This is a genomic window from Mesorhizobium sp. M0862 (assembly GCF_040319795.1).
Lineage (GTDB): Bacteria > Pseudomonadota > Alphaproteobacteria > Rhizobiales > Rhizobiaceae > Mesorhizobium.
In genome coordinates this window covers 60728-74405 of the sequence record NZ_JAMYOJ010000007.1, presented here as the reverse complement: position 1 = coordinate 74405, position 13678 = coordinate 60728, and the positions used below count along the sequence as shown (strand labels likewise).

Annotated in this window: 11 protein-coding genes; 5 read left to right on the top strand and 6 right to left on the bottom strand. The window is 63.5% G+C overall.

Annotation, left to right across the window (positions count from 1 at the left end; all coding sequences use genetic code 11):
- Window positions 1-60: 60 nt before the first annotated feature.
- On the bottom strand, window positions 61-267 hold the full coding sequence (locus NKI15_RS12840; protein ID WP_023673325.1) for a hypothetical protein: 207 nt from the start codon (window positions 265-267) through the stop codon (window positions 61-63).
- A 68-nt stretch (window positions 268-335) separates the two neighbouring features.
- Complete coding sequence (argH, locus tag NKI15_RS12835) at window positions 336-1736, bottom strand: argininosuccinate lyase (protein ID WP_352886189.1); 1401 nt, start codon at window positions 1734-1736, stop codon at window positions 336-338.
- 35 nt (window positions 1737-1771) lie between these two features.
- Between argH and tlpA the strand changes: the two genes are divergently transcribed.
- The gene (gene tlpA / locus NKI15_RS12830) at window positions 1772-2464 is read left to right on the top strand and encodes a thiol:disulfide interchange protein TlpA (RefSeq protein WP_352514762.1); all 693 of its coding nucleotides are present in this window, start codon (window positions 1772-1774) and stop codon (window positions 2462-2464) included.
- A gap of 96 nt (window positions 2465-2560) precedes the next feature.
- Here tlpA and NKI15_RS12825 read toward each other — a convergent pair whose 3' ends face one another.
- Window positions 2561-5008 (bottom strand): bifunctional diguanylate cyclase/phosphodiesterase, encoded by a 2448-nt coding sequence (locus tag NKI15_RS12825; protein WP_352514761.1) that lies wholly within the window; start codon window positions 5006-5008, stop codon window positions 2561-2563.
- Window positions 5009-5485: 477 nt separating this feature from the next.
- Here NKI15_RS12825 and ugpB point away from each other — a divergent pair, with 477 nt between their 5' ends.
- The 4 genes from ugpB to NKI15_RS12805 all read left to right on the top strand — a co-directional run bounded on the left by ugpB (window position 5486) and on the right by NKI15_RS12805 (window position 9679).
- Window positions 5486-6796 carry a sn-glycerol-3-phosphate ABC transporter substrate-binding protein UgpB gene (ugpB, locus tag NKI15_RS12820; protein ID WP_023750544.1) on the top strand — a complete coding sequence of 437 codons (1311 nt, stop codon included), beginning with the start codon at window positions 5486-5488 and terminating at the stop codon, window positions 6794-6796.
- 71 nt (window positions 6797-6867) lie between these two features.
- Window positions 6868-7752: a sn-glycerol-3-phosphate ABC transporter permease UgpA gene (gene ugpA / locus NKI15_RS12815; RefSeq protein WP_023750545.1), complete on the top strand. Its 885-nt coding sequence runs from the start codon at window positions 6868-6870 to the stop codon at window positions 7750-7752.
- 9 nt (window positions 7753-7761) lie between these two features.
- Window positions 7762-8610, top strand: coding sequence for a sn-glycerol-3-phosphate ABC transporter permease UgpE (gene ugpE, locus NKI15_RS12810; RefSeq protein WP_023694018.1), 849 nt, complete (start codon window positions 7762-7764; stop codon window positions 8608-8610).
- A gap of 7 nt (window positions 8611-8617) precedes the next feature.
- Window positions 8618-9679, top strand: coding sequence for a sn-glycerol-3-phosphate import ATP-binding protein UgpC (locus tag NKI15_RS12805; protein WP_352514760.1), 1062 nt, complete (start codon window positions 8618-8620; stop codon window positions 9677-9679).
- A 35-nt stretch (window positions 9680-9714) separates the two neighbouring features.
- Here the strand turns inward: NKI15_RS12805 and NKI15_RS12800 are convergent, their stop codons facing one another.
- The 3 genes from NKI15_RS12800 to NKI15_RS12790 form a co-directional block, all read right to left on the bottom strand.
- Complete coding sequence (locus NKI15_RS12800) at window positions 9715-10797, bottom strand: ABC transporter ATP-binding protein (RefSeq protein ID WP_023750546.1); 1083 nt, start codon at window positions 10795-10797, stop codon at window positions 9715-9717.
- Window positions 10794-12365 carry an ABC transporter permease gene (locus tag NKI15_RS12795; RefSeq protein ID WP_023685328.1) on the bottom strand — a complete coding sequence of 524 codons (1572 nt, stop codon included), beginning with the start codon at window positions 12363-12365 and terminating at the stop codon, window positions 10794-10796. The genes NKI15_RS12800 and NKI15_RS12795 overlap by 4 nt, the downstream gene beginning before the upstream one ends.
- A gap of 154 nt (window positions 12366-12519) precedes the next feature.
- The gene (locus NKI15_RS12790) at window positions 12520-13527 is read right to left on the bottom strand and encodes an iron ABC transporter substrate-binding protein (RefSeq protein WP_023750547.1); all 1008 of its coding nucleotides are present in this window, start codon (window positions 13525-13527) and stop codon (window positions 12520-12522) included.
- Window positions 13528-13678: the final 151 nt, after the last annotated feature.

Here is a 13678-nt window from a genome sequence, read left to right as displayed (position 1 = left end):
GTGTTTCCGGAAGTTGGAGCACGAGACCTGGCCAGAAAGACCAAGCCGGTCTCATCGGCTCTAGATCAGCGGGTCCAGGATGAACTTCTTGTCCACGACCGGTTTTTCCGGCTCCGGCGGCACCGGCTGTTTGGCGCGCTCGGCGTCCTTGCGGGCCTGGACGGCCGCTTCATAGGGCGTGTCGAGACCGGCCTTACGGCCGCAAGCGGTCACGGCAGCCATCGCCGTCAGCAGCGTCAGCGTCACCAAAATCCTGCTTGCGGTCATCGATCCATCCGTCCGAAACTTTATGTGCTGCGCTTTTAACCGAGTTTTAGGCGCATTGCACCCCGGCATCATGCCTTGGCGATGCGCTTTTTCCAGCTGCGGATCTGCTTCCTGACCTCCGACGGCGCCGTGCCGCCGAAACTGGTGCGGCTCTTCACCGAATTCTGCACCGCCAGAACCGAGAAGATGTCTGCCGTGATGCCGGGGTTGATCGACTGCAGATCTTCCAGCGACAGCTTTTCAAGGCTCACCTTCTTCTCTTCGGCCACCGACACCGCGCGGCCGGTGACATGGTGTGCCTCACGGAAGGGCAGGCCCAGCGTGCGCACCAGCCAGTCGGCGAGGTCGGTCGCGGTCGCGTGGCCCGAGCCGGCGGCCTTCTTCATGGCGGCGGCATTGACCGTCATGTCGCGCACCATGCCGGTCATCGCCGCCAGCATCAGATCGAGCGTCTCGGCGGCGTCGAAGACCGATTCCTTGTCTTCCTGCATGTCCTTGCCGTAGGTCAGCGGCATGCCCTTCATCACCGTCAGCAGCCCGACCAGATGGCCGGTGACGCGGCCGGTCTTGCCGCGCACCAGTTCGGCGGCGTCCGGGTTCTTCTTCTGCGGCATGATCGAGGAGCCGGTGGAGAAGGAATCCGACAGCCTGACAAAGCCGAATTGCGGCGTCGACCAGATGATGATTTCTTCGGCGAGCCGTGACAGATGCGTGGCGCAGATCGCGGCCAGGCTCAAGAACTCCAGCGCGAAATCGCGGTCGGAGACGCTGTCGAGCGAATTGCGCATCGGCTCGCGAAAGCCGAGCGCCTTCGCGGTCTTGTGGCGGTCGATCGGAAAACTGGTGCCGGCAAGCGCTGCCGCGCCGAGCGGGCTTTCATCCATCCGCTCGATGGCATCGCGGGTCCGCGACAGGTCGCGCGAAAACATCTCGACATAGGCCATGCAATGATGGCCGAAGGTCACCGGCTGCGCCGCCTGCATGTGGGTGAAGCCGGGCATCACGGTCGCCGCATGCTCCTCGGCGCGGTCGAGCAAGGCTGAGATCAGCCCCTTCAGCGCCTCGGCGACGCGAAAGCACTCGTCCTTGACCCAAAGCCGGAGATCCACCGCCACCTGGTCGTTGCGTGACCGCGCCGTGTGCAGGCGGCCGGCGGCCGGGCCGATCAGGTCGGCAAGGCGGGCCTCGACGTTCATGTGAATGTCTTCCAGCCGGGTCGAGAACTCGAACGTGCCGGCCTCGATCTCTTTCAGGATCGTGTTCAGCCCGTGAGCGATTTTTTCTTGATCGGCCGCCGAAATAATGCCCGTTTCAGCCAACATCTCGCTGTGGGCGACCGAACCTCTTATGTCTTGGGCATAGAGTTTGCGGTCGAACGAAATCGATGCGTTGATCGCTTCCATGATCGCGGCCGGACCCGAGGCAAAACGTCCGCCCCACATCTGGTTGCTGGCCTTCTTGTCGCTCATCGCTATAACCCGTGCTCCGGAGCAGTCTTAGAAAAATGGCAGACGGTAACAGATACTTCCCGGCCCCGCGCCTGATCCTCGCCGCTTTGCTGGCGGGCGTGCTGGCCGGCGCGGTCGCGGTATATGTCAGCGAGAGCGGGTCTGGCAACAACGCAGCCACCGGCAGCGCACCTGCGGCCGGCGCGGGCAACAGCAAGGACGACATCGCCTGCGCCGCCAAGAGCGACCGCGCCAAAAAAGTTGCCGCCGCGGCCACCGGCCAGGTTGCGGCATTGCTGCCCGCCGATCCGCCGCAATCGCTGGAAAGTCTCGCCTTCAACGGTCCCGACGGCAAGCCGATGACGCTCGCCGATCATGCCGGCAAGACCGTGCTGCTCAATCTGTGGGCAACGTGGTGCGCGCCCTGCCGCGCCGAAATGCCGGCGCTCGACGCCTTGCAGAAGGAAAAGGGCAGCGATGCCTTCGAAGTGGTCGCGGTCAATGTCGATGCCGGCGACGATGTGAAGCCCAAGAAGTTCCTCGCCGATATCGGCATCGGGTCGCTCGGCTACTACCGCGATTCGACGCTGGCGCTGTTCAACGACGTCAAGACGCGTGGCTTGGCGCTAGGCCTCCCCGTCACCATGCTGATCGATGGCGAAGGCTGCCTGATCGCGCATATGAACGGACCGGCCGAATGGTCAGGACCGGATGCCAAGCGCCTGGTCGAGGCCGCACTCGCCCCTTAGAGCGGTTCACCGTTTCGTCGAAACGGCCCGCGCTAACTTTTTTGTTTCGACGCAATTTCGGACGGAAAACCGTTTCACACTTTTCCTGAAATTGCTCTAGGCTGAGCGCAGGGCCGCCGCCGGCGGCAGCATCAAGATGCTGCCGCCGCGTTGTTTGACGCCGGCGTCGTCTTGTGCCGCCGGTGCCGCTACGCCGGTCAATTCGCTGAACGCCTCGATCGGGCTGGGCCGGCCTAGATAGTAGCCCTGGCCGATCTCGCAGGCCTCGGCGTCGAGGAATTTCAGCTCGCCCAGCGTCTCGACGCCCTCGGCCAGAACCGGCAGGCCGAGACCGCGGCCAAGCCCCAGAACGGCGCGCACGATGGCTGCCACCTGGCCGTTGCTGTCGACTGATTTGATGAATGAGCCGTCGATCTTGATCTTGTCGAAGGGGAAGGCGCGGAGATTGGACAGCGAGGAGTAGCCGGTGCCGAAATCGTCCATCGCCACACGCACGCCAAGCGCCTTCACCTGGCGCAAGGTCGCCAGCGCGCGCGGCATGTCCTTGACCAGCGCCGTTTCGGTGATCTCGAGTTCGAGCCTGCCGGGCGTCAGGCCGGAGCCGAGCAGGACTTCATGCACCTTGCGGCTGAAATTCGGATTGTGGAGCTGCACCGCCGAGACATTGACCGCGACGGTGAGAGGGTTCTTCCAGCGCGCAGCCTCGGCGCAGGCCGTCGCCAGCACCCATTCGCCGATCTGGATGATGACGCCGCTGTCTTCGGCCACCGGGATGAAGGTCGCCGGCGACACGTCGCCGCGCTGCGGATGGCGCCAGCGGATCAGCGCTTCGAACCCTACCATCCGCCCGCTGCTGATCTCCTTTTGTGGCTGGTAGACGAGGCGAAACTCATCGCGCGCCATCGCCTGGCGCAGTTCGTGCTCCATCACGCGCCGGTCTCGCGCCTCGGCGCCCATCGAGGCCTCGAAGTAACGGTAGGTGTCCTTGCCCTCGGCCTTGGCGCGGTAGAGCGCGGTGTCGGCGTGGCTGACCAGGAGTGTCGGCTCATCGGCGTCGAGCGGATAAAGTGCAATGCCGATGCTGGCCGACACCAGCCCGCCACCGACCGACAGCCGGTTTTCCTCGCGCATGGCCGCCAGCACCGCCTCGGCGATGCGGCCGGCCGCCTGCGGATCGGGAAGGTTCGGAGCGATGATGGCGAACTCGTCGCCGCCGAGACGCGCCAGCATCTGTCCGTGGCGGAGCACGGCGGAGGCGCATAGCGCCACCTTCTGCAGCATGGCATCGCCGGCGCCGTGCCCGAACAGGTCGTTCACTTCCTTGAAGCGGTCGAGGTCTAGCAGCAGCAGCGCAAGATGCCCGCCCTTGCCGCCGCGGTCCATTGCGGCAATTTCGGCCTCGAGCCGGCCGGAGAAACTGCGGCGGTTGGGGAGCCCGGTCAGCGGGTCGAAATGGGCGAGGCGCAGGATCTCCTGCTCGGCCTTCCTGCGTTCGCGGATGTCGCGCACGGCGACAACGCTGTGCCGCTTGCCGCAATAGTCGATGCTCCTGGCGATAAGTTCGACGGGGATGGTGGCGCCGTCATGGGCTCTGAGTTCGGCTTCCTGTGCCAGTCCGCTGCAGTCGGACATGCCGGCCGCCGTGCGTTCGCCGAAGAGGTCGCCAAGCAGCATCGCGTTCAGCACTTCCGGCGCAATGCCGGTGAGTGCCGCGATGCTGTCATTGGCGCTGACGATGCGGGCGCCGTCGCAGACGATCAGCCCCTCGACGGCGGCGTTGGCGAGGCCGTGCATGCGCTCGGCCTCGAGCTTGTGACGCCGGAAGCGAAGGTCGATCCACAATGCTGCGGCTGAAAGCACCAGGATAGCCATGCTGACTGCAGCGGCGGCGAAGGCCTGCGACACCGGTTCGACCGTGAACTGCGATATCTCGATGGAGGAGTCCGGGAAGATCGACACCGCGCCCATGGCGATGAAGTGCAGGCTGCAGATCGCCAGCGTCAACAGGATGGCGGCGGCGATTGTGGCCTGCATGGACGGCCGTCGCAACACGACCAGCAGCGCCAGCGCGGCGAGGGTGACGCCTGTCAGCACCGAGACGCCGACCAGCAGCGGGTTCCAGACGATGCGCCCTTCGACCTCGAAGGCGGCCATGCCGATATAGTGCATGGCGGCGATACCAGCGCCGAGGACCGCGCCGCCGACCAGAGGGTAGTCGATGCCCCGGCGCAAGGTGGCGATCCACATGCCCGCAGCGGTCAGGGCGACGGAACCGGCGAGCGAAAGCGCCGACATTTCCGTATTGTAGGCGTTGGGGATTCCGGGAGAAAAGGCAAGCATTGCGATGAAGTGCGTCGCCCAGATACCGAAGCCGGTGGAAGTGGCTGCTATCATCAGCCAGGTATAGCGGTTGCGCTCGCTCGAGCGGTCGACATGGCGAAGCAGGTTGACCGCCGAGAAGGAAGAAATACCGCAAATGAGCGCTGCCAGTGCGACCAGTCTCAGATCGTGCTCATGCACGATACAATTATAGACCGTCAGCATCTCGCCCCACCTGCTCTCCCACAGCAATCAAGCCGTCCACTTGATTAGTATGCCGCGCTTGACGAAGAATCGGTTATGCGAACTACAACTACAGCGGGTTTTTCGGGTTGTACCTTGCGGCGATCCTGTCTCATTCCAGACGCACGGTTACAGCAGCGCCTGGCGCGATGCCGCTCGGCCGATCTCGATCTGGCCGAGCGCCGGTATGGCGGCCGCACGGTGCAGGTGCGTGGCGCTGTCACGCGGGCCCTTCACGCATCGCTGGGCGGTCGGCGATCCTTGCAGGCCCACCGCGCCCATGTATCGCTGAGCCGGCTTGGCATTTGTCTCTGTCCTCGTTGCAGAGCGAGGGGGCGCGAAGTTAGCCGGGTATGAAATTCACGAAACAGCAACAAATCCGTTGTCCGATTGTCATCAGCGACACATATTGCCTTTGCGGGAGTGCCCCTTTCGCCAATGACAAACGGGAGATGAAACATGAAGTTGTTCGGCTTTGCGGCCGGTGTTGCCGCCACCTTGACCCTGCTTTCCACCACCTCCGCCTTCGCCGCCACCCAGATCAGTTGGTGGCATGCCATGACCGGCGCGAATGCCGAGGTGGTCGACAAGATCGCCAAGGATTTCAATGCCAGCCAGAGCGACTATGAAATTCTCCCTGTTTTCAAGGGCACCTATCCCGAAACGCTGAATGCCGGCATCGCTGCCTATCGTGCGGGGCAAGCGCCCGACATCATCCAGGTGTTCGACGTGGGTACCGGCGTCATGATGGCAGCCGAAGGTGCGATCAAACCGGTGGCCGATGTGCTAACCAGCGCCGGCGTGACCTTCGACAAGAGCCAGTATTTGCCCGGCATCGTCGGTTACTATTCGAAGCCGGACGGGACCATGCTGTCCTTCCCCTATAATTCCTCGTCGCCCATCCTCTACTACAACAAGGATATTTTCCAGAAGGCCGGGCTTGATGTGAACAACCCGCCAAAGACCTGGAACGAGGTGTGGGAAGCCGCCAAGAAGATCAACGCGAGCGGCGCCGCTTCCTGCGGCTATACCTCGACCTGGTTGACCTGGATCCACCTTGAGGCCTTCGCGGCCTGGAACGACGTTTCCTATGGCACCAACCAGAACGGACTTGCCGGAACCGACGTCGAGCTCAAGATCAATGCGCCGATCTTCGTCAATCATTTCCAGGCGCTCGCCGATCTGGCCAAGGACGGCACCTTCAAATATGGCGGCCGTACATCCGAAGCCAAGCAGATCTTTCTTGCCGGAGAATGCGGCATCTTCACCGAATCGTCGGGGGGGCTCGGTGACATCGTCAAATCGGGCATGAACTACGGCATCGGCCAGCTTCCCTATGATAGTGACGCCAAGGGCGCGCCCCAGAACACCACGCCGGGCGGCGCCAGCCTGTGGGTGTTCGGCAACAAATCGGACGAGGAATACAAGGGCGTCGCGGCGTTCTTCTCCTATCTCTCCAAGACCGAAGTGCAGGAGTATCTGCACCAGAAGTCGGGTTATCTGCCGGTGACGCTCGCTGCCTATGAGGCGACCAAGAAGTCCGGCTTCTATGACAAGAACCCGGGCCGTGAGACGCCGATCCTGCAGATGCTGGGCAAGGCGCCGACCGAGAACTCGAAGGGCGTGCGCCTCGTCAACCTGCCGCAGGTGCGCGACATCGAGAATGAGGAGTTCGAGAAGATGCTGGCCGGCCAGCAGACTGCGCAGCAGGCGCTCGACAATGCGGTCGCACGCGGCAACAAGGCGATTCAGGAAGCGATCGGAAACTGAAGCGGTTTGTCAGTCGAACCTCGTCCACGCGGACCCGCGTGGACGACTTCCTGAACAGCGAGGGAACCACACTGTCTCCACGCGTCGTCTTTCCCAACAAGACCCTGCCCTATCTGCTGGTGGCGCCGCAAGTCGCCATTACGCTGATCTTTTTCTACTGGCCGACGGGGCAGGCGCTCTACCAGTCGATGCTTAGGGAAGACCCGTTCGGGCTGAAGAGCAAGTTCGTCGGGCTCGCCAATTTTCGCAAGGTGCTGGCCGACCCGGCCTACCTCAACTCGATCAAAGTTACGCTGGTGTTCTCTCTGGCGACCGCGATCGTCGCCATGGGTGTGGCCCTGTTGCTTGCCGTCATGGCCGAGAAGGTGGTGCGCGGCAAAGGCCTTTATCGCACGCTGCTGATCTGGCCGTATGCGGTGGCGCCGGCGATTGCCGGCATGTTGTGGCTGTTTCTGTTCAATCCCTCGATCGGTTCGCTGGCCTACGCCTTGAGAGGTCTCGGCATTGCCTGGGATCCCTTGCTTAACGGCAACCAAGCCATGATCCTGCTGGTGTCTGCGGCTGCCTGGAAGCAGATCAGCTACAATTTCCTGTTCTTCGTCGCCGGGCTGCAGGCGGTGCCGAAGACGTTGATAGAGGCGGCGGCCATGGACGGCGCGGGGGAGAGGAAGCGCTTCTGGACCATCGTCTTCCCGCTGCTCGCGCCGACGACCTTCTTCCTGCTGGTCGTCAACACTGTCTATGCGCTGTTCGACACTTTCGGTATCGTCCATGCGGTCACCGGCGGCGGGCCGGGCAAGGCCACCGAGACGCTGGTCTACAAGGTCTACAATGACGGTTTCGTCAATTTGATCCTTGGCGATTCGGCCGCGCAGTCGGTCATCCTGATGGTCATCGTCATCTCACTCACGGCCATCCAGTTCCGCTATGTGGAACGCAAAGTCCACTACGGTTGAGCGCGAGCGATGATTGGTCAGTCCCCGCTTCGCGCCCTCATCGCCCACGCCGTGCTCATCCTGGGCATCCTGATCGTCGCTTTCCCGATCTACTACACCTTCGTTGCCTCCACGCAGACGCTGCAGACCATCCTCAAGCCGCCATTGCCTCTTTTGCCCGGCGACCAGGTCTGGAACAATTACAGCGAGGCGCTGTTCGGCGGTGTCGGCCGCATCGGCGGCGTCAGTGTCGGCCGATTGCTGCTCAACACCACAATCATGGCGCTCGGCATCGCGGTGGGGAAGATTTTCATCTCGATCCTTTCGGCCTATGCGATCGTGTTCTTCCGTTTTCCGCTTCGGATGGTCTTCTTCTGGCTGATCTTCATCACGCTGATGCTTCCCGTCGAGGTGCGCATCCTGCCGACCTACAAGGTGATGGTCGATCTCGGCATGATCGACACCTATGCCGGCCTGATCATTCCGCTGATCGCCTCGGCCACCGCCACGCTTCTGTTTCGCCAGTTCTTCATGACCATCCCAGGTGAGTTGGTGGAAGCGGCGCGTGTCGACGGCGCCGGACCATGGCGCTTCTTTTTCGACATCCTGCTGCCGCTGTCGCGCACCAACATCGCGGCGCTGTTCGTCATCCTCTTCATTTATGGCTGGACGCAGTACCTGTGGCCGCTGCTCGTCACCAACAGCAATGACATGAACACCATCGTCATCGCACTTAGAAAGATGGTCTCCTTCGCCGATGCCGATACCCAATGGCATCTGGTCATGGTCACCGCGATGCTGGCCATACTGCCGCCGATCCTGATCGTGGTGCTGATGCAACGCTGGTTCGTGCGCGGACTGGTCGATACCGAAAAGTGAGAAGCTGATGGCGACCATCGATCTGAAGGATGTGAAGAAAGTCTATCCCGGCGGCGTCGAGGCGGTGAGGGGTGTCTCGATCGCCATTCCCGACAAGGAGCTTTGCGTGCTGGTTGGGCCGTCCGGCTGCGGCAAGTCCACGCTGCTGCGGATGATCGCCGGGCTTGAGACCATTTCTTCCGGCACCGTCGCCATCGACGGCAAGATCGTCAACACGATCGGTCCGACCGAGCGCGACATCGCCATGGTGTTCCAGAACTATGCGCTCTATCCACATATGAAGGTCTACGACAACATGGCCTACGGGTTGCGCAACCGGGGTACTCCCAAGGACGAGATCGACAGCAGGGTTCGCTCGACCGCCAAGGTGCTGGAGCTCACGGCGCTGCTCGACCGGCGCCCGCGCGAGCTTTCCGGCGGCCAGCGCCAGCGCGTGGCCATGGGTCGCGCAATCGTGCGCAATCCGAAAGTCTTCCTGTTCGACGAACCGCTTTCCAACCTCGACGCCAAACTGCGCGGCCAGATGCGGGTCGAAATCAAGAATTTGCAGCGCTCGCTCGGTGTCACCTCGGTCTACGTCACCCACGACCAGCTTGAGGCGATGACGCTGGCCGATATTCTCGTCGTCATGAATGGTGGGTTGGTCGAGCAGACGGGCGCGCCGCTCGACATCTACGAGAAGCCGGCATCGACCTTCGTCGCCTGCTTCATCGGAGCGCCGCCGATGAACCTTCTGCCTCTTTCGCAAGGACCGGCTGGTCCGGCGCTGACCGACGGCAAGACGGTTGACTTCGCGCCTACGAACGCCGCCACGCTTGGCTTCCGCCCTGAGGATGCCGACGTCACCTTCAGTGCCGAGGCATCATCCGGCGCGCTTATTCTGCCTGCGGCGGTCGAGGCGGTCGAACCTGTGGGAGCCGAAAGCTTTCTTCACTGTGCCGCCGGCGGCAACCGCATCGTCGTGCGTGTGGCCGGCCGCGCCACGGCCAAACCCGGCGATCAACTGCGCGTCGTGGCCAGGGCCGAGAAGCTGCATTGGTTCGACAATGCTGGGAAACGAGTCGATTGACGCAGCCGCTCGCGCCAATCCGACGCATCGGCAGTTCAGGCGAAGACATGCGCCTTGCCGGAAACTGTCAGACGCACGATCTCGCCGACGGCAGGTGCGTCGATTCCCGGCTTGCGTAAGGTCAGCGGTGTGCTGCCGATCGCCGCGGCGTCCGGCGGATCGGGGTTGTTCAACAGCCGCACGGCAATGGTGCACATCGAGCCTGCGAATTCCGAGTCCGTCACCTCGGCGAATATCGTGCCCGCAGGACCCGACATGCCTTCGCGCGACGTGCGCTTTACCTGCACCTGCTCCGGTCGCAGCATGATGCGGGCGATGTCGCGCCGCTCCTTCGAGTCGACGGCTATGCGACCAAGCGAGGAGGTGGCGAAGCCGCCTGAAATCTTTGCCGGCAAGATGATGGCGTCGCCAAGAAACTCGGCAACCATGCGGTTTTTCGGCTGCAGATAGAGTTCTCGCGGTGTGCCGATCTGAGAGAACTTTCCGTCGCGCATGACCGCCACCTGGCTGGCGAAGGACAGCGCCTCGGCCTGGTCGTGGGTGACCAGGATGGTGGTGATGCCGGCGGCTTCGAGTAGTTCGGCGACCGCCTTGCGCATCGAGGCGCGCAGACCGGTGTCGAGCGCCGAGAACGGTTCGTCGAGAAGCATCAGCCTGGGCTTCATCGCCATGGCGCGGGCCAGCGCCACGCGCTGCTGCTGGCCGCCGGAGAGCTGGTGCGGGCGGCGCTTGAGGATCGCCTTGTCCAGCCCGACGGTATAGGCGAGCTCGGCGATGCGCTCGGCGCGCTGGTCCTCGCCGCGGGCCATGCCAAAGCCGATATTGTCGCCGATGCTGAGATGCGGGAACAGGGCGCCATCCTGCGCCACCAGGCCGATGCCGCGGCGGTGCGCCGGCACCGCATGGCCGCCATTGGCCAGCACCTCGCCGTCGAGCACGACGCGGCCCTGGTCGGGCGCCTCGAAGCCGGCGATCAGCCGCAGCAACGTCGTCTTGCCGCAGCCGGACGGGCCGACGATCGCGGTGCGACTGCCGCTTGCGGCGCTGAGCTCGATGCCGGCAAGGGCTGCGACCGGGCCGTAGTGCTTGGTGAGGCCACTGATTTCGAGAAAGCTCATCGCCCGGCCATCCGTTTCGACTGGACATAGAGCAGCCAGGTCAGCGGCAGCGACATCGCCACCATGATGAAGGCGTAAGGGGCGGCGGAGGCATAGTCGATCTCGCCGCTATAGGACCAGAACGCCATGGCCAGCGTGCGCGTGCCGTTGGGCGCCAGCATCTGGGTGGCGGTCAGCTCGTTCATGATGCCGAGCGCGACCAGCGCCATGCCGGCCGCAGCCCCCGGCGCCGACAGGCGAATCGTTGTCGACCAAAGCGCCTTCAGCGGCGGCCGGCCAAGGCTGGCGGCGGCGCGTTCGAGCTCGACCGGCGCCTGTGCGATCGAGGCTCTGAGGCTGATCAAGGCGCGCGGCAGGAACATCAGGGCATAGGCGACCAGGATTGTGAACAGCGTCTGGTAGAGCGGCATGGCGATGCGCACGGTAATGGTGACCAAGGCCAGCGCGATGACCACGCCGGGCAGCGAACCGACAATGTAGTTGCAGCCTTCGAGCAGCCGCTGCAGCGGTCCCGGCGCGCGGATCGAGATCCAGGCCATCGGCATGGCGGCGATGGTCGCAAGCAAGGCGCCGGCCAGCGCCAGGAACAGTGTCTGGCCAAGCGCCAGGCCGATCTCGTCCAAACGCCAGACATCGGCGCCGCCGGCGACCAGCCAGCGGCCGATGGTGACGAAGGGCACGCCGATGGCGAGCAGCGTGGTGACGGCAGGCAGAGCCAGGCAAGCCAGCGTGGCGCGCCCGAGCCTCGAGCGCTGCCGGTGGCGCGCCGCGCCTGAGCCGACGCGGGCATAGCGCTCTTCGCCGCGCACCAGCACCTCCAGAGCGAGCAGCACGAAGCAGCATGTCACCAGGACGCCGGCCAGCATGTTGGCGGCGGGGCCGTTGAAGGTCGACTGGAACTGGTCGACGATCGCGGTGGTGAAAGTGTCGAAGCGGATGAAGACATAGAGGCCATATTCGGCAAGCAGATGAAGTCCAACCAGCAGCGCACCGCCGCAAATGGCGAGCCTGAGCTGCGGCAGCACGACGCGCCAAAACACGCGCCATGGTCCGAGGCCAAGCGCTGCGGCCGCATCTTCCAGGGCGGGATCCAGCCGGCGCAATGCGGCCGCTAGTGGCAAATAGAGGAATGGGAAATAGGCAAGGACCGACACCAGCACGCCGGCCCACAGGCCATGCAGTCCCGGCACCAGGGTAATCCAGGCATAGGAGTGCACGAAGGCGGGGATGGCAAGCGGCGCTACCGACAGCCAGGCCCAGAGGCGGGCGCCTGGCAGGTCGCTGCGCTCGGTCAGCCATGCCAGCGTCACAGACAGCACGGTGGCGATCGGCACGGTGAGCGCCACCAGAAGCACGGTGTTGACCAGAAGTTCGCCGACGCGCGGCCGGAAGACCAGGGCCGAAGCAGTGTCCCAGCCGATCTGCACGCCGATCCAGATGATGAACGCCAGCGGCAGCAGCGACAGCAGCGAGACAATTATGGCGACAAGCGCGATCCAGGACATGGGCTTCCGGCGGGACCGCCCGACTGTCTGGCCTGAACGTGCGAGATCGACCGCAGTTTGCATCAGCTCGACCGCGCCACTGCCGCCGGGGCGGGGGCGCCGCAGGCGCGGCCGGAAACGCAATGTGTCGTCATGGACAATGCCATCTCGAAAACAGAGCGCTCCTGCGGAAAGTCCGGCAGGAGCGCAATCGTTGCCCTTTTAGGACGAACCCAGCCTAAAGCAAGCCGGCTGCCGTCATCAGGTCCGTCACCTTTTTGGAGTTCAGTGTCGCCGGATCGACCTTCGGCGCCTGCAGGTCGGCCAGCGGCACCAGCTTGGGATTGGACTGCGCGTCCTTGCCGATAGCGTATTCGAAGGACGTGCCGGTCTTCAGCACGTCCTGGCCGCCTTTCCCGGTCACCCATTTGAGGAACGCCTGGGCTTCCTTCGGGTGCTTGCTCGAGGCGAGCACGCCGCCGCCGGAGATCGAGACGAAAGCGCCGGGATCCTGGTTCTTGAAATAATGCAGTTCGACGTTCTTGCTGTTTTCGCCGGTCTTTGCCTGATCGCCGAAATAGTAATAGTGGTAGATGATTCCGCCTTCGATCTCGCCGGCATTGACCGCCTTCATCACCGTGCCGTTGCCCTTGTAGGCGGTGAAATTCTCCTTCATGGCCTTCAGCCAGTCGGCGGTTGCGGCTTCGCCCTTGAGCTCGAGCAGCGCGCTGACGATGGCCTGAAAATCGGCGCCGGAAGGCGAGGCTGCCCAGCGGCCTTTCCAGGCGGGATCGGCGAGATCGAGCATCGATTTGGGCAGCTTTTCGGCCGTGAGCTTGGTCTTGTTGTAGGCAAAGACGGTGCTGCGCGCCGCGACACCCACCCATCTGCCGCTGCTCGGCTGGAATTCGGCCGGGACTTGCGCCAGCGTGTCGGCGTCGACCGGCGCGAAAAGGCCCGCCGCTTCGACCAGGGTCATCGCCGGCGAGTTTTCGGTCAGGAATACGTCGGCCGGCGAAGAAGCGCCCTCGGCGACGATCTGGTTGGAGAAATCGCTGTCGCCGCCATTGCGCAGCGTGACCTTGATGCCGGTTTCCTTGGTGAAACCTTCGACCCATTCCTTGGCCAGGCTCTCATGCTGGGCGTTGTAGACGATGATGCCGGCATCCGCGGCCATCGCCGGCCCGGCGATCATGCTCACGGCCAGCGCTGTGGCCCCCGCTAGGGTGGAGAGCGTGTATCTCATGGCGTCATCCTCAATCTCGGTGGTTCTGGTTTCGCAGGCTGCACCTATCGATACCTGACAGCAGTAGTCAACATTGCTCGGCTGCTTCAATCGGTCGCCGCTCCCGCAAACTTTCGTGATTTTGCGGCACTTTGGCTTGGACATCATTTCG